Raw genomic sequence first — 18,139 nt, 5'->3', positions numbered from 1 at the left:
ATAAAGATGAGAAAAATAATTTCTTTCCTGCTTTTAAGCTTTGTTGTATATGCATTGCAAGCGCAGATCAAAGATCCGGTAAAGTTTAAAACAGAACTGACACCTCTCTCCGATACGGAGGCAGAGGTGGTGTTTACGGCTGCCATTGATAAAGGTTGGCATGTTTATTCTACCGACCTGGGAGATGGCGGTCCTATTTCTGCAACATTTAATGTTGATAATAAATCGGGTGTCGAGCTTGTCGGTAAACTGAAACCTGTGGGCAAAGAAGTAGCTACTTTCGATAAATTGTTCGAAATGAAGGTACGTTATTTCGAGAATACAGCAAAGTTTGTGCAGAAAGTGAAATTTACGGGTGGAGCTTACGCGATAGAAGGTTATCTGGAATACGGAGCTTGTGATGACGAGAGTTGTCTGCCTCCTACTCAAGTGCCATTCAAGTTTTCGGGAGTAGCAAAAGCCGGAAATGCTGCCGCAACGAAAACAGAACAATCGAAAGCAGAACAACCGGAACAAAAAGTAGTGGATAAGGCAGATAAGAAAGAAGAGGCAACTTCTGTTGCTTCGAAAGACTCATCTGCTATGATGGAGTTGGTGCCTGCAACTACAACGGAAGCAGCCACGGATATTCAGCCGGCAGTTGCCTCCAGTGAACTTTGGAAACCCGTTATCAGTGATCTGCAAGCATTAGGTGAGGAGCACGGTCAGGAAGATATGTCTTGGATATATATATTCATTACAGGGTTCCTTGGAGGATTATTGGCTTTGTTCACTCCTTGTGTGTGGCCGATTATTCCAATGACAGTCAGCTTTTTCCTGAAACGCAGTAAAGACAAAAAGAAAGGAATTCGTGATGCGTGGACGTATGGTGCATCTATCGTCGTGATTTATGTGGCATTGGGTTTGGCTATCACGTTGATTTTCGGTGCCAGCGCATTAAACGCTTTATCTACCAATGCTATTTTCAACATTCTCTTCTTCCTGATGTTGGTGATTTTTGCCGCTTCATTCTTTGGAGCGTTTGAAATCAGACTACCCTCGAAGTGGGGAAACGCAGTAGATAGCAAAGCAGAATCTACGACCGGATTATTAAGTATTTTCCTGATGGCTTTTACGCTTTCATTGGTATCTTTCTCTTGTACAGGTCCGATTATCGGATTTCTGCTGGTACAGGTATCTACCACAGGAAGTGTGGTTGCTCCGGCAATCGGTATGTTGGGATTTGCCATTGCTTTGGCATTGCCATTTACACTTTTTGCCCTGTTCCCGTCTTGGCTGAAATCTATGCCGAAGTCCGGCGGATGGATGAATGTAATCAAAGTAACGCTGGGTTTCCTCGAATTGGCGTTTGCGCTTAAATTCTTGTCGGTAGCTGACTTGGCCTACGGTTGGAGACTGCTTGACCGCGAAACATTCCTGGCTCTGTGGATTGTAATCTTTGCTTTGCTTGGATTCTATCTGTTGGGTAAGATCAAATTTCCGCATGATGACGATGATAATAAGGTGGGAGTCACCCGCTTCTTTATGGCATTAATCTCTTTAGCGTTCGCTGTATATATGGTTCCCGGTTTGTGGGGAGCACCATTGAAGGCTGTATCTGCATTTGCTCCGCCTATGCAGACGCAAGACTTCAATTTGTATAAGAACGAGGTACATGCGAAATTCGATGATTATGATTTAGGTATGGAATATGCCCGTCTGAACGGAAAGCCCGTTATGCTCGACTTTACCGGATATGGTTGCGTAAACTGTCGTAAGATGGAAGCAGCGGTGTGGACTGATCCGAAAGTGAGTGATTTGATTAATAACGATTATGTACTGATTACTCTCTACGTGGATAATAAGACTCCGTTGACCGAGCCCGTAAAGATAATCGAGAACGGTACAGAACGTACTTTGCGTACTGTCGGCGATAAATGGAGTTATCTGCAACGTGTGAAATTCGGAGCCAACGCCCAGCCTTTCTATGTATTATTGGACAATCAGGGCAAACCGTTGAATAAGTCGTATGCTTATAACGAAGATATTCCTAAGTATATCGAATTCTTGCAGACCGGATTGGAGAATTATAAGAAAGAGAAATAACGATTTCTCTGATAATCATCACTCTGATAATCATCAGGTCTGAATAATGAATAAATGAAAAGCAGTCTCATCCTTTTGGTGAGGCCGCTTTTTGAATAGAATAACTCTTTGCTACTGTTACTTTATTTCGAAAAAGGTTTCCAGTCCGCTTTGACTATCAGTGCCGATCCTTATCTTGAACTTACCCGGTTCCACCTCTTTTTTCATATTAATATTCCAAAAGCTCAGTTCGTATGAGGAGAGTTCGAATACTACTATTTTTTCTTCATTTGGACTTAACTCTATCCTTTTAAACCCTTTTAGTTCCTTTACTGGACGAGTGACGGAACCGAAAAGATCCGATACATAGAGTTGAACTACTTCTGTTCCTTTATATTGCCCTGTATTTTTCACTTTGACGCTAATTGAAAGCGTATCGTTCGGAGTGAGTACGGTGTGGTCTGTTTTTAAATCGGAATATTCGAAAGATGTGTATGACAGACCATATCCGAATGGGAATAAAGGTTGTGCTCCTAAATCGAGATAATAAGAAGAGTGGCCTAATACTGACTGTTTGGCATTTAAAGGTATTTCGTCTAAAGACTTTTCTTTTCCTGTAGCCGGACGCCCGGTATTGGTGTGATTATAGTAAATGGGAATTTGTCCTGTTGCTTTTGGAAAAGTAACGGGTAGTTTGCCGCTAGGTGTGGTCTTACCAAATAAAATATCTGCCAGTGCGTTACCGCCCATCGTTCCCGGATGCCAAGCATATAATACAGCATCGGATAGGTTTAGCTCCTCATTGATAATCAATGGGCGTCCGGCCATGATAACTGTAATGAGCGGCTTATTTGTTCCGCTTAATATTTTGATAAGTTCGGATTGTGCTCCTTGTAGCTTTATATCAGCCAAACAATGCGCTTCGCCTGACAGGATGGCTTCTTCACCGATAAAAGCTATAATGACATCTACTTGGCTTGCTTTTGCCAATACCTTATTGAAATTCATCTTATTTTTATCTCTGCTGTACTCCAGACCTTTCACAAAATGAATTTCCACTTTGTCGCCATACATTTCACGCAGTGCTTTTACAGGAGTTTGTGTTCTCTCTGTTTCTCCGTCCATTGTCCAGGTTCCGAGTTGATCGTGAGGAGCATCGGATAATGGCCCTACTATCAGGATACTTTTTATTTTCGGAGATAGCGGTAATGTGCGGTTCTCATTTTTCAATAGGACGACAGATTCTTCCGCAATCTTTTTTGCAATAGCTAGATGCTTGTCCGAATAGGTTTCTTTTTTCTTATTAATATCAGTGTAAGGATTGTCAAATAGTCCGAGCCTGAACTTTAATCTTAGTACATTTCGTACCGCATTGTCCAATGTCTCTTCGGTAATTATCCCCTTGGCGATTAATTCCTCTATATTCTGAATAAAGGCTTTGGAAGACATATCCATGTCCAGTCCGGCTTCTATCGCTTTTCGGGCTGCATCTTTCCGGTCTTCAGCGAAGCCATGTTTTATCATTTCCGTTACAGAGCCCCAGTCGGAAACTACAACCCCGTCAAACTTCCATTCTTTGCGAAGAATACCCTTTAATAGTTTTTTGTTTCCTGTAGCCGGAATCCCATCATTATCATTGAACGAAGTCATAATACTGGAACAATTGGCTTTTACAGCTTTTTCGAAAGGCGGAAGATAGACATCTCTCAACTGTCTTTCGGGAATATGAGTTGAATTATAATCACGTCCTCCTTCTACAGTCCCGTATCCGATAAAATGCTTGGCGCAGGCAGCCATTGATTGTGGATTTGATAAATTATCACCTTGAAATCCGTTTACTACGGCAACAGCCATTTGTTCCGTGAGATAGGTATCTTCACCAAAACTTTCGGCTATGCGTCCCCACCGGGCATCTCTGGATATGTCTATCATGGGTGCAAATGACCATCTGACACCATGCTCCGTGGCTTCTATGGCTGCGATTCGTGCCCCTTTCTGTATCAGTTCCGGATGGAAGGTGGCAGCTTGTCCTAATGGAATGGGTAACATTGTTTTGAAACCATGCACGACGTCGCGTGTGAAAACCAGGGGGATACCGGTTCTTGATTGTTTGTAGGCGATTTCTTGTAACTCATTGACGATTTCGGGTTCGGTAACATTCATAACCGAACCGATTTCTCCTTTTCGTATCAATATCTTCAGATTTTCAATTGTACCGCGTCCGTCAAGTTGGTTCAACTGCCCTGCTTTTTCACGGATAGTCATACCTGATAGGGTTGAATCAATCTTTTGCTCTAAATATGTATTCTCATTCTGGGCATGGGAAAAACAAAATATTGATAACAGATATAGCAAACACAAAATCTTTTTCATATACATATAAATCTTATTTTACGGGTATGAATAGTACAGCGTCAGCAATGACCGCCCCGCTTGTATCTCCGGTGGATATTTCTATATATGGCATGGAGCTTTTTTGAAAGTTGTATGTTCCCAGTTCTATCCATTCTCCCGTAGTTTGTCCTTCTATTCTCACGCTGTCTTTATGTATGACTCTTGTCCAACTATCGATTCCGTTCGAAATGGAATATGTGATAGCCGGTGATATATCTTTTCTCATGTGATAATAAGTATAGACTTTGTATTTTCCTTCATGTTCCATATGTGGGCTGAAACGGACAGGCGAACCGTTGCGAACTTTGGATTTCAGGAAAGTGGGACCATATCCTCCTTGTTTTTTTATAACTTCCCAATCATTATTGATGGATAAGTCCAGTTCGCTGTCGTCAATCAGTATCTCGGAAAAACTATCGTCCAATAGGGGATTTTCGTGTAGCAATGCCTGTACTTTTTTTATATCGACGGTTTGTACGCTTCCTGTGTTTATGGCTTCTGCTGCGGCGATAGCGGCAGACTGTGCCAATACCATAAATACCGGTTCCATACGGATGGAACCATAGGCAATATGACTGGCGGAGAGACAAACGGGAACGAGCAAGTTCTTACATTCTTCTTCCTTTGGGATGATGGAACGATAGGATATGGGGTAGGGGAGCCCACCGCCGATTTCTACATTTCCTTCATTTTTTACTATGTACTTACCATCTTTTTTTACGAGTAACCGTTGGCAGTTGTGTGAGTCCATGGTATATGCAGCCATACCGATACCATCGGTAACTGTTTCTCGTCCTTCGCAATGTGCTTGCGTCATTACATAATCCCCTGTCATTCTGCGGCTTTCTCTGATATATAGTTGAGGCGACCAATGGTTGTCCTCGGTATATTCGTCTTTGGGATAACCCCATGCCTGTATTTCGTCTCTTAATTCTTGCGGAACTCTGGGGTCGGTCTTGTAGAAATAAAGTAATCCTTGGGTATAGTCTTTATGTGCTTTTATGATTTCTGCCCTTTCTTCGTAAGATGCTTCCGGATAGTTATGATTCATTCCAATCATATCAGTAGAAAATCCTCCCCGGTTATTTATATCCGTCTTATTGTTTGGCATCCGGCTCCAGATAAAATAATGGTTTAGTTTCCTTTTATTGGGTTGGGCGTCAAACAGGCGTAGCAGTAACTCGTATTTGGTGGAATCATAATTTTCCGGGCGGGTGATTTCTATTTTGTTGGCTGGATTGTCGGTGAGGCAAATGCGGTAATTATAGGCTTGTACTAACTTGTCGCCCGTACCGTCCGATGAGAGTGCGGCAGGACTGATTCCCCATAATAATCCGCTTGTGGAATCACCTTTTATCTTGTATGGGTCTACTCCATCCGGAAACTGGTGTCCTTTCATCAGTTGGACGCCATTATAAGTTTCACCATACTGTTTGTTGTCTTCCCGGCCTATTATGTAGGAAACTCCTGCTTTAGCCATCAGGTCACCCTCATAAGTACAGTCGATGAATACTTTGGCGGCTATGGATTTGCCGAGTTTTGTTCCGTCGGAACTTTCAAGGGTGATATTTTTTATATATCCGTTGGCAAGTTGGACGTCTGTGATTCTGTATTTGTATAAAACCTTGACATCCGCTCGCTTAATGTAGTCATTAAAGAGGCTGTCCGCTACTTTGGGTTCGAATATCCATTGTTCCAGTTTGCCGTAATAAGCTCCCAAACGGCGGTAAAAATCTTTTGATAATCCGGTCACCACTTGTTTGTTTCCTATATCGGTGAAACCAAGCCCACCAGAAGTCAGTCCGCCGAGGCGGCTTTGCGGTTCGATAAGCAACACCTTCTTATCCAACATCTTGGCAGAGTATGCTGCTATTACTCCGGCGGAAGTGCCGCCGTAGATACATATGTCGTACTCTTCTTTCGGGTTGCTTTTACAACTGAACAGAAAAGTAAGAACAGTTAATAATAGAATCAGGTTCTTCATATCCGGTTTCATTTTACGTTAAACTTAACTTTTTGTAGGTCTTTGTCCAAAGAACTGCCGCCCACCATGACGGTAAACGTGCCCGGTTCGAGCACATATTCGGCTTTATGGTTATAGTAGGACAGGTCTTCTTTGTTCAAGCGGAATGATACCACTTTGTTTTCTCCTTTTTCCAAAAGAATACGTTGAAAACGCTTCAGTTCTTTCACCGGTCGGGTGGTGTTACTGTAATCATCCCGAATATAAAGTTGGACGACCTCTTCTCCTTGCCTTTCTCCTGTGTTACTGACATTCACAGTAATCTCTATTTCTTCGTTGGCGTGATAATCAGCCTTATTTACTTTAAGCTGGTCGTACTTGAAAGAAGTATAGCTTAGACCATATCCGAAAGGATAAAGTGGTGTTTTGTCCCCGTCAATATAAGGATGGAGAAATTGGGACGGTTTGTGATTATATACCGTTGAAATCTGACCTACGTGCCGTGGAATAGTGATGGGTAACTTTCCGCTGGGATTTACTTTGCCGAAGAGGATTTCTGCAATTGCTTTTCCACCCATTGACCCCGGTTCCCAGGCTTCAATAACAGCCGGGATATTTTCAGCAATCCATCTGGTGGCAAGGGGACGTCCGTTTATCAGGATGACGATAGTAGGAACTCCTGTCTTGTAAATAGATTCCACAAGATAATCCTGTTTACCCCAAAGAGTGATGTCCATACGGTCTCTGTTTTCTCCGCATGTTTTCTCTTTCCAATGTTGCCGGAAAGAGTCTTCGCCAACTATGACGATTGCCAAATCCGAAGACTTTGCTGTTTGTATGGCCTCTTCTATTTTGGCACTATCCAATGCTCTCATATTCCAGCCGACATCTACATAATTTATCTGTGTACCGGATGCTTCCTCTTTTATGCCTTCCAGTATGGTTGATACATTCTTCTCCGGTTGCTCAAATACCCAGTCGCCCATGATTGATTGGTTATTGGCATTAGGCCCTGTCACGAGTATCTTTTTGAACTTTCGGGTGTCAACGGGAAGCAGACTCTCGTTTTTCAATAGGACGATGGAGCGCCGGGCGATTTCCAGTGCTGTTTGCTGATGTTTTTTGGTGAAAACCGTTTTCTTTATTCCGGCTTCCGTAACATACCGGTTCTCGAATAATCCTAGCCGGAACTTGGCTTCCAGTATCTTGGCGCATGCTTTATTAACTCTTTCTTCCGTCAGTTTTCCTTCTTTTATAAGTTTCAGGATGGCATCGAAAAAAACAGGGCCATGCATATGCATGTCTACTCCGCCATCTACGGACAGGAAGAATGCATCGGTTGTATTCTCGGATATCCGGTGGCGTGTGCTGATTGCTTCCATATCCATCCAGTCGCTTACAATGAACCCGTCGAATCCGTATTCATTCCGCATAATGTCGGTCATCAACCATTTGTTTGCATGACACGGGATCCCATTCAATTCGTTATGTGCTGGCATAAGGGTAAAAGGTTTAGCTTCTTGTATGGCTGCTTTGAATGGGGGTAAAAAGAAGTTTCTTAGTTTGCCTTCACTCAATTCTACCGGGCCGGCATTGGTTCCGTTATTGGCTATTCCCCCTGCAACCAAATGTTTGGCGCAGGCTAATACGGTATTTAGTCCTGTAAGATTGTCTGTTTGCAGACCTTTTATGGATGCTACTCCCATGCGGGATACCAGATACGGGTCTTCTCCGAATGTTTCTCCTACTCTTCCCCAACGGGCATCACAGGCTATTTCTATATTTGGAGTGAATGCCCAGTGAGAACCTGTCACACGCATTTCGAGGGCTGTCTGCCTGCTTGCCTGTTCTATTAAATCGGGCGCAAATGTGGAAGCCATTCCTATTGGAGACGGGTAAATGGTAGAGCCGCTGACGAGCCCGTTTCCATGTATGGCATCAATCCCTATCAGCAAGGGAATTTTCAAACGGCTTTTTTCCGCCAACTTTTGCAGATGATTGGCTTCCGCAGGAGTCAAGACATGAAGAAATGAACCGATTTCTCCCTGTGTGACCATCCGTTCCACTCCTGTGGAGTGCAATCCTTTGTAAAATCCTCTGGCATGACCGTTCAGTAACTCTTCTTCCGTGATATTCTTTTCCGCGTCGCGCATATGTTCCAGACCTACATACTGGCACATTTGGGCAACCTTTTCTTTCAGCGTCATTAAGGACATCAGATTTTCCACTCTTGTTTGGACTGACTGGGAAGGGTCAAGATAAAGCGGTCGTTCAGGTATGTCATTAGCTCCGAATACTAAGGGCTGAAAAGTAATTAGCAGGATGAATAATAATTTTATTTTCATTGTTTTATAGATAATAATTTCTAATCCGCCCCTATTTTTGTCATAAATAAGGGCGGTTTAAGAATTAATTTATTTTGAGAACCGGGTTATTTTTCCACTTTCATGTCGATGGTGACATTTCCTTTTGAGCTGCCGCTGGCAAATGACCTGACAATTATAATGCCATATTTGTCGGCAACAGTTTTGAATCCGATGATAGAGCCTACTCCCAGCTTGTTTGTCAGTTTCTCTACTTCTGCTTCGGATGAGTTCGTGTAGAGATTCTGAATCATTTCAGCAGAATTGATTGCTAAGAATTCGTCCGGCGTCATTTGGATAACTTTCAGTTTCGTACTGTTACGATGTTCCCAAGTTGTTATTGCATCCGGTGCTTTGAAAATAGCTTCGATGCTTGCATCAGACGGGGATACGAAATAATAGCCGTATGAACCGTTACTATAGAATAGGGTAATGTCGATATTGGCTGATTTGGCAGCAGCTCCGTCTCGTACATAAATTTCTCCGTTAGTAGTATTTAAGAAAGGTCCTGCGTCTGTACTGGCTTGTGCTCCGATTTTAAGTGTGTAGAATTCATTTATGTCTAATTCTACTGCTCTCGTTACCTCTATGCTATATTCACTTCTTACGATACCACCGTTAGCATCCATCACTTCAAATGTGAATGACAGGGTTTGTCCGGCATTCAAATCAGTAGTTGTGTATGAGAATACATAGGTATCACTGTTGGGATTCTCAAATGTCTCTTTGGTTAAATCTGTAATTTCCAGACCTTCGAGATATGTTTTTATGCTTCTTAATGTTGTTGCGGAAGTAATCTCAATGTCGAACGTTACCACTTCTCCCGCAGTAACCGTTTCCGGTGCGGTATCAGGAATCTTTATTTCAATTTCCGGTTTGGCAGCCTGGATGTAAACTACATATTCGGCAGTGGATTTCTTTTCCTCATTGTCAGTTGCCAGTATTACAAAGTTCAGTGTTTTACCTACTTCCTCCGATTTTATGGTGTATGATACGCTGTATGAGTCTTTATCCGTATTTCCCGGATATTCTTTGGCACTTCCGGGTATTTCTTGTGAGTCGAGCATGGTAACGACTTTCTTAATACCGGCTGTGCCTGTCATCTCAACAGAAAAACTGAGTTCTGTGCCCGGATAAGCAATGACTGGTTCGTCTCCGACTTTCGTGAACTTAATAGTCGGTTTCGGGTTCTGTTGTATAGTTTCATCGTCACTGTCACATGCAATGAAGAAGATAGCTGTGAGGCACAACAAGATGCCTAAATTATATTTTAATAGTTTCATAGTCGATAATTTTTTTATTGAACTGAAAATGGAATAACCGCACTTGCTACTTTCTTGTTTTTCACATCGCGCACAAAGACTATCAGACGATAGTTACCGACCGTTGAGGGAGCCTTGAATGTAATTTCCTTTTTAGTGTTATCATCTATTAATCCGGTGATGCCATCCGGCAGGCTGCCGTCTGAAGAAGCCGTCTTTTCCTTCATAATCATCCAGTCGTAGGTCAGTGCATCCCCATCCGGGTCGGTGGCTGTGACTTTAGCTTCGTTGGATGAGTTCGGGCTGACAATAATAGCGTCTTCCGCTTTTTTGCCATTCATCAGTATATCATTACGGGTTGCTATTACTGGAGCCCGGTTCTTCGGATAACTTCCTGTCCATGCATATTGCATGGCATCGACTGCCGGGAAGGTATATCCTTTTTTGTCGAACAGCCCGTACCAGGTCAGTACTTCTCCGTGAGTCTGGTATCCCCATAAGAATACGAACGAACCTAAGCAACCGTTGTCCTTATTGACGGCTATATTCTCTTGGTAGGCTTTCAGATAGTCAGCTTCTTTTTCACTACTGGTCTGTTCTACTAAACCTCCCCACGGCAGCACTCTTTCGGGTTCGGGATTCATTTGCCAAGTGCCGCGAGGCCCGAACTCCGTAATCATATACGGCTTGGTCCAGCCTGCGGACTGAAGATTGCCTAATACTCCCGGCAGGTTAGGCGCATACGTATTGACTGAAAGAATATCTATATGCGGAGCTTTTTCTATAATATTTTTTATATGGTTCACATTAGAGGAAGCCAATGTCGTTGTAGTGGGATGATTAGGATCGGTTTCATGAATCATCTTGGCTATGTCATTGATGGCATCCCATAGTTTGAGATTGGTGTAGCTTGCTTCCGCTTCATTTCCTATCGACCATACCAAAAGTGCCGGATGATCCTTGAAACGTTCGACTGTCGCTTTCATTTCATCAAATTGAGCTTTTACCGCCGCTGCGTTGTTGTAATCGAAACCGTCGGTTTCTCTTTTTATGTAAAGTCCGAAATTGACATAGAGTCCTTTTTCCTGAGCGGCATCCAGAATGGCTTTACTTTTGTCGGATACTCCGTATGTCCTGACGACATTAGCACCGAAATCGGCTGCTTCAGCATAGAAGTTGTTGCATGCGGCCCCTTTGACATATAGTTCTTGACCGTCTGCCAGTAATCTCCATTTCCCGTCGACTTTTGATGTCTCAACTTTAACGGGGGGAACAATTGGCTTTTCTTCAAAAGAGCCTTTAGGTATTGTATAGTTGTCTCTGTCTGAACATGCAACATTCAGTACGGTGGCAAGCACAAAAACTGAGGTTATTATGTATTTTAGTTTCATAACTTTATTTTTTAGTGGGTACTGATAATAATTGTCCGTCCTGCAGTAATTTATACTTCAATACATCATAAGATATTTTCTGGACAGGTAAATTCGAATCTATTGCCAGAGCGGCGGCTGTGGCTGCCGATTGTCCTAATATCATATATACTGGTTCCATCCTGATTGTACTATAGGCAACATGAGAAGATGATAAACATACGGTTGCCAATAGGTTGGCACATTCTTCCTCTTTAGGAGTCAGTGAATAATAACTGATGGAGTAGGGAATGGTAGGGGCGAATATAGTACCCTCATTTCTTAATTTGCCCTCTTGGTCGATGACGCGGGATACATAATGGCAGTCCAGGGCATAAGAACCCAGTCCCACCGAATGTTCGACCGGCGTACGATCTGTTTTGCGTACATTCTTTTCTGTCATTACAAATGCTCCGATCATCCTGCGGGCTTCCCGTACGTATATTTGATAAGGGAAATTTTGGGTGTCAGTGAATTCGTCTTTAGGCAATCCCCAGTCCAGCATTTCTTTGCGGATATGTTCTGGTACACGTTTGTCATGTCCCAGAAACCACAACATGCCCAGCGCATAATCTTTATGTAACTGCTCTATTTCCTGCCTGGTTTTATAGTCGGCTTCTGCATAGTTATAACTTGCTCCGAAGAAGTCCAGATGGTTGGTATCCGTTTTCTTGTTAGGCATAGGAGTCAATGTTATAATTTGCTGGAGTTTTGTTTCCGGTTCCAGTTTTAGCATACGTGCATATATCTCATACCATAACGGATTATAGTTCTTCGGCTTTTGAATAGATATACGGTTATCGGGGTCGTTTGTCAGAGTCATTCTGTAGCAATAGGCTTGCACGCGTTTGTCCGCATCCCCTTGTTTGCCCCATTCCCGATCTGTAACGTAGGGCAAGGCACCTGATTTTACATTCCCTTCCTTAATGTAAGGGCTTATTTTTGTCAGGTCTTTTCCTTGTTTGTAATTGAGACGGATGCCATTATAGGTTTCCCCGTATTGCAGGTTTGATTCGCGTCCTACTGTGTAGGATACTCCTGCACGTGCCAGAAGATCGCCTTCGTAGGATGCGTCTATAAACATTTTGGCTTCAATAACCTTTCCATTCTCCAGTTGGATGCTCCGGATTATATTCTCTTCTTTCCGGACGTTCTTATTTAGGTCGAGCCGGTGGTTGAAAAGAATTTCTACTCCTGCCGTCTTCAGCATATCCCGCATAATTCGTTCGGCTACTGAGGATTCATAGACCCATTGTATCTGCCTTTCATCATTTTTCCCTCTATATGTACGCTTTAATGTCGAAACCATGAATGATTCCCTGTCTTGGTTGTGCCATACTTCAGGTTGCAGATAGTAGTTGTATATTTTGTTGTAGAATTCTTTTGTTATACCACCTATCAGGTCATTACGGTTCATGTCGGTAGCGGTCAGTCCTGACGTGACAAGACCGCCTACATGGTCGTTTTTCGATATAAGCACTACTTTCTTACCCATACGTGCGCCTTGTATTGCAGCAATTACTCCGGAAGCTGACTCTCCATATATACAAATGTCATATTGTGGAGTATTGGCAAACAAGCCTGTAACGAAAGAACAGAAAAGCAGTGTTAATATGGTAATTTTTTTTCTCATCTTAATTATATGTATGTTGTTTCAATGATGTGATTATTTGTATCCTATATTTTGAGGGAAGTTTTCGGCTCCCATATTGATAACTTCCGCTTCGGGGATCGGCCATCTCACAAAGTGAGGGTTGGCGGGCAGATTGTTACGTCCGAGAATGGATGCAGGGATTTCCGGATCTCCGGCGTATGCCTTGATTTGTTCGATAAGTATTCCAAGACGTTTCAGAAAATACCATCTGTCGCCTTCGAAAGACAGCTCGCGGGCTTGTTCGTCCATAATGTCTTTCATGGTTAGCACACCGGTGAATTTGTCGTTTCCGGCTCTTTCCCATGTTTTGTTAAAGTAGTATTTAGCCAACGTCTGGTCGTTTTTCATCAAGGCTGCCTCGGCTGCCATTATATAGGATTCGGCAAGACGGTACACTATCACATCTTTATAACTGCGTGTCTCCGAAGCGGTGCGCGTCCATTTATCTCCGTACTTGATACATCCCGGATATACATTCTTATTGATGCTTCCATTCTTATATAATGGGAAATAATCTCCGGGTTTTACTGTAGCCGAACCGTATGTGATGTTTTTATCAGTCGTATTTTTGTACTGGTGTATGTAGTACTCTTGATAACGTTTGTCCTTAGCCTTGTCATACAGTGAGAATAAATAGGGGCTGGGGAGACATCTTCCGTAAGTATATCCCCAGTTGTCATAAGAACAGGCATATTCTGCGGTTCCACCGATTTCGGTACGGTATTGGGCGATGAAATAGGCTGCATAGTAATTGCCTTTTGGAGTGGCATTGGATAAATTACCGCCCGGATTTTTACTCCACTGTTGCACCATCAGCGCTTCTTTATGATTCAAGTCTCCGGCATTAAATACTTCATTCAATGCAATCAAGTCAAAATGTCCCGATTTCTCTATTTCTTCCACTTGTTCCAGAGTCGTATCCCAGTCTTTGAGCCATAATGCGGCTTTGGCTTTCATATGACGGGCGGCAGCCTGGGTGAATCTTCCCGCTTCGTCGGATACCCAGTCGAGGTTTGTAATGGCATACTCCAAATCCTCGTAAATCAAGTCGAACACTTCTTTCTCGGAAGCGGCATGAAAATCTCTCGGATCGTTGACGTTTTCGGCAGTAGTCGGCTGTATGTTCAGCCATATCCTGTCGAATGTGCGGTATAATAGGAAATAAGACTGCGCTCTGAAACATTTTGCTTCTGAGACGGTGGCCCGTAAGGAAGGAGTGTCTTCCAAGTCCTCGGCTGCGGCAATTATTTCATTGGCTTTGCCTATGATTTGATACATTGTACGCCACATGAATCCTACCTGGCTGGCGGACGGCTTTAAATAATTAGGGTCATAGATGCCGTAAAAGTTACCGGTTCCGCCATTGGTTACAGCTAAATCCGTACCTCTTTCCAAAGCGAAGATGGTGGCATTTTCAGTATCATTTGCGTAGTAGCGTTGCAATGCATATAGTGCATTGACCGCGAGTTTTAGCCCTTCCGGTGTTCCGAATACGTATTCGGAGCTATACTTCGTCTTGTGTTCTTCATCTAGGAAGTCGGAGCAGGAAGTAGTAAAGAGGAAGCAGGCTGTAAATATAAATAATATACTCTTTTTCATGATTTTATCTTATTAAAATGTCACATTCAATCCAAATAATACAGTCCTGGGTTCGGGATAATCTCCCGGAGTTTGTTCCGGACCGTAAGCCTGTACATCGGTTTTCGTCCAGAAGTTAGACAGTGTCATATAGAGTCTCAGACTTTGCATGTATGCTTTGCTGATAAGAGCACGGGGGAAGTTGTATCCGAAAGTAACGTTTCGCAGACGGACATACGAGGCATCCTGATAACCCAATGAACTGATATATGCGGGAGCTTGCGTCATGTTGGGCGCAGGGGCTTCATTAGACGGGTTATTCTGTGTCCAGTAATTGCGTCGGATACCATTTCGCTTGGCTGTCAAGTCACCACCATTCTCGAATGTCGTCAGATAAGGGTTGTATATCGTTCCTCCATGAGAGATATACAGGTCGGCGGATAAGTCGAATCCTTTGTAGTTGAAAGATGTGCCGACCGTACCTATCCATTTGGGGTCACGTTGCATCACTACTCTGTCATCGGCTGTTATCTGATTGTCGTTGTTGACATCGCGCAGTTTGATGCTGCCCGGAGTAGCTGTCGGCATATGAGAATTGGCGATATCGTCATCTTTTTGCCAGATGCCGTCAAATACATAGTCGTAATATACATTCATCGGATATCCGACAAACCATTTGTTGTTCACGTCATCAAGCGGTTTGCCATTCTCATCGACTTGTCCGTCTATCTTTTTAATTTCATTCTTGTTCTTGGTGAAAGTGAAGTTGACATCCCATCTGAAATCTTTGATTTTGACGGGAGTGGTATTCAGCGTTATTTCGATACCATTATTCTTCATTTCCGCCAGGTTTACAGTCTGGGTGGAATATCCGAGCGAGCTTGGGATAGACTTGGTGACAAGCAGGTCGGTAGTCTTGGTATTATAGTATTCTATCGTACCATTGATTCTTCCGTTGAAGAATCCGAAATCAAGTCCGATATTTCCGGAAGTGGACGTTTCCCATTTCAAGTTAGGGTTGGTCAATTCCGTTCCGGGTAGATAACCGATGATGGTCTTGTCACCGAATTCGGTCAGGTATCTATCTGTCAAACCAAGTGATTTATAAGGGGTAACGCCTTGGTTACCGACCGCACCGTAACTTAAACGGAGTTTCAGGTTGGACAGCCATTTGGCTTCTTTTAAAAAGGATTCTTCATTTATCCTCCAGGCAAAAGCTCCCGAAGGGAAATAACCGTATTTGTTATTCTTTCCGAAAACGGAAGAACCGTCCACACGCAAAGCGAAGGTGAACAGGTATTTCTCGAACAGGTTATATCTGACACGTCCCAAGAAAGATAATAGTTTTCTATCAGATAATTCCCAGGTAGGCGTACCATATTCATTGGCAGAGCCTATCGCATTATAAGTCAAATCATCGTTTGCGAATCCGGTACCGTTTATTCCTAGATTTTTCCATTCGATGACATTGACACTTTGCATAAAGGTTGCGTCGAAATGATGGTTCTTATTGAAATCCTTCACGTAGTTGACTATATTCTCGAACAGGTAGTCGTTAGAGAAACTTGTGCCGGCAGTCGCTTTTCCATTGTTATTGCGTCCTGTCGTATGCTTTGTCCCCTGATAAGTGTTGCTATGGACAGTCCTGGTATTCAAACTTCCGTTTGCACGGTATGATAAGTCCTTTGTGATTTTCCAGTCCACGAAAAAGTTGATCAATAGCCGGTCGGTCTGGCTTTTATTGTTTGAGTAGTCGATATTCCATAATGGGTTGTAGTGGGATTCTCCAGCTTCGGTTACATCTTCACGCAAGGAACCGTCGTCATTATATACTTTTGCCAGAGGCGGCATGGTGATAAATGAATTGAAGGAGCCGTCTGCTGTTTTCTTCCATGATTTGGTGTATAAGAAGTTCGTGCCTATTGTCAGGTTTTTCAGTAGTTTGTGGTCGATGTTCAATCGTCCGCTCAAACGTTGGAATCCCGAATTTGGAACCATACCGTTTTGGTCAAAATATCCCAGTCCCAGAGCGTACTTTGTTTTGTCCCCGCCGGATTGTATCAAGATGTCGTGCTTTTGTTGCCAGGCGGAGCTTATCATTAGCTTTTCCCAGTCAACATACTCTCCTGATTTAAAAACGTCGAGCATCAACCCTCTGAAACAGTCGGTTTCATCATAGCTAAGATTGGCATTATAGTATGCTTCCTTGCGTAAAGCAGCCCATTCCTCTCCATTGTAAAACTCAAAGTTCTTATGGATACTTTGTGAAGCGGCGTAGGTGTTATAACTGATTTTCATCTTTCCGGTCTGTCCCCGTTTGGTAGTGATTAGTATGACACCATTGGCTGCGCGTGCGCCATAGATTGATTGGGAAGAAGCGTCTTTCAGAACTTCGAGTGATGCTATATCGTTGGAGTTTATATCATCTATACTAGTCATCGGGACACCGTCCACGATGTAAAGAGGATCATTTCCGCCGGAAAGCGAACGACGTCCCCGGATCAGAATATTCGAACTGCCACCGGGAGCGGCATTGGACATGGTAACCTGCACACCGGCAGCTTGTCCTCTCAGCATTTCACCCAGGCTAGAAGAGGGGGTAGAATTCAGTTTCTCGGAAGTTACGGAAGATATAGCGCCTGTGACATCACTGCGTTTCTGTACACCGTACCCTACTACTATTACTTCGTCCAGCAGCTCGCTGTCTTCTTTTAGTATGATACGCGCCAACTCTTTACTGTTCGCTTTGACCTCGGTTGTTTGATACCCGATGTATGAGAACTGAATAGTAGCATCTTCGGTTACGTTTGCCAAAGAATAGTTTCCGTTAATATCGGTAATGATACCGTTTGTCGTACCTTTTACTAATACATTGGCACCGATAATGGGTTCACCGTTCTGGTCTGTAACTGTTCCGTTGACGGTTTTGGTTCTTGTTGATTTTATTGTTTCCTGGCTTTTTTGTTTGCCGACAGAGATGGTATTATTTTTCTTATTGAAATATAAATTGGTCTGTACTGTTATCATGCTCAAAATATTTTCTAACGAGCTATTGCGTGCTTTGATTGAAATACGTGGGGCGGCATTTACAATTTCCTGATCATAAAAGAATTTGTAGCCGGTCTGTTTGCTTAATTGATTGAATACATTTTCTACAGTTTCATTCTTGACATCCAGCGTAATGTTTTTCTTTTCTTGTGCCTGTATGTAACAAGGCAATGATGACAAGCATACGAATAGTAAAAAAGCTAAAAATGAATGTACATTTCTGCCTTTCCTTTTTATATTAGGAAGATTATTCATAAATTTGTACGTTTTAGTAATTGAATAGATTATTTAAAACAAAGACTTGTAATACGAGATACGTTATTCACACGGGTCGAAACGAATGAATATCCGTCCGGATTACGGAATAGGGGCTTCTCTGAGAGACAGCTCCTATTTTTCAGAGA

The 18,139-nt window shown here is 42.9% G+C and carries 9 protein-coding genes; 1 reads left to right on the top strand and 8 read right to left on the bottom strand.

Annotated elements, in window-relative coordinates:
• Positions 1-6: 6 nt before the first annotated feature.
• Positions 7-2,085 carry a protein-disulfide reductase DsbD family protein gene (locus BSAG_RS01855; RefSeq protein ID WP_004315979.1) on the top strand — a complete coding sequence of 693 codons (2,079 nt, stop codon included), beginning with the start codon at positions 7-9 and terminating at the stop codon, positions 2,083-2,085.
• Between the two features lie 117 nt (positions 2,086-2,202).
• Here the strand turns inward: BSAG_RS01855 and bglX are convergent, their stop codons facing one another.
• The 8 genes from bglX to BSAG_RS01895 form a co-directional block, all read right to left on the bottom strand.
• Positions 2,203-4,443 carry a beta-glucosidase BglX gene (gene bglX / locus BSAG_RS01860; RefSeq protein ID WP_004315978.1) on the bottom strand — a complete coding sequence of 747 codons (2,241 nt, stop codon included), beginning with the start codon at positions 4,441-4,443 and terminating at the stop codon, positions 2,203-2,205.
• Between the two features lie 7 nt (positions 4,444-4,450).
• Positions 4,451-6,442 (bottom strand): FAD-dependent oxidoreductase, encoded by a 1,992-nt coding sequence (locus BSAG_RS01865; protein ID WP_004315977.1) that lies wholly within the window; start codon positions 6,440-6,442, stop codon positions 4,451-4,453.
• A gap of 8 nt (positions 6,443-6,450) precedes the next feature.
• Entirely contained in the window at positions 6,451-8,766 is a 2,316-nt protein-coding gene (locus BSAG_RS01870; protein WP_008018506.1) for a glycoside hydrolase family 3 N-terminal domain-containing protein, read from the bottom strand.
• Between the two features lie 86 nt (positions 8,767-8,852).
• Complete coding sequence (locus BSAG_RS01875; protein ID WP_004315974.1) at positions 8,853-10,067, bottom strand: hypothetical protein; 1,215 nt, start codon at positions 10,065-10,067, stop codon at positions 8,853-8,855.
• A 14-nt stretch (positions 10,068-10,081) separates the two neighbouring features.
• Positions 10,082-11,437 carry a glycoside hydrolase family 2 TIM barrel-domain containing protein gene (locus BSAG_RS01880; protein ID WP_008997754.1) on the bottom strand — a complete coding sequence of 452 codons (1,356 nt, stop codon included), beginning with the start codon at positions 11,435-11,437 and terminating at the stop codon, positions 10,082-10,084.
• Between the two features lie 4 nt (positions 11,438-11,441).
• Positions 11,442-13,088: an FAD-dependent oxidoreductase gene (locus BSAG_RS01885; RefSeq protein WP_004315972.1), complete on the bottom strand. Its 1,647-nt coding sequence runs from the start codon at positions 13,086-13,088 to the stop codon at positions 11,442-11,444.
• Between the two features lie 33 nt (positions 13,089-13,121).
• Positions 13,122-14,708 carry a RagB/SusD family nutrient uptake outer membrane protein gene (locus BSAG_RS01890; RefSeq protein ID WP_004315971.1) on the bottom strand — a complete coding sequence of 529 codons (1,587 nt, stop codon included), beginning with the start codon at positions 14,706-14,708 and terminating at the stop codon, positions 13,122-13,124.
• Positions 14,709-14,720: 12 nt separating this feature from the next.
• Complete coding sequence (locus BSAG_RS01895; RefSeq protein WP_008018504.1) at positions 14,721-17,990, bottom strand: TonB-dependent receptor; 3,270 nt, start codon at positions 17,988-17,990, stop codon at positions 14,721-14,723.
• Positions 17,991-18,139 lie beyond the last annotated feature (149 nt).

Origin of the sequence: Bacteroides sp. D1 (assembly GCF_000157095.2) — a bacterium.
GTDB classification, from domain to species: Bacteria; Bacteroidota; Bacteroidia; order Bacteroidales; family Bacteroidaceae; genus Bacteroides; species Bacteroides xylanisolvens.
This window is presented reverse-complemented; position numbering and strand designations above follow the sequence as displayed.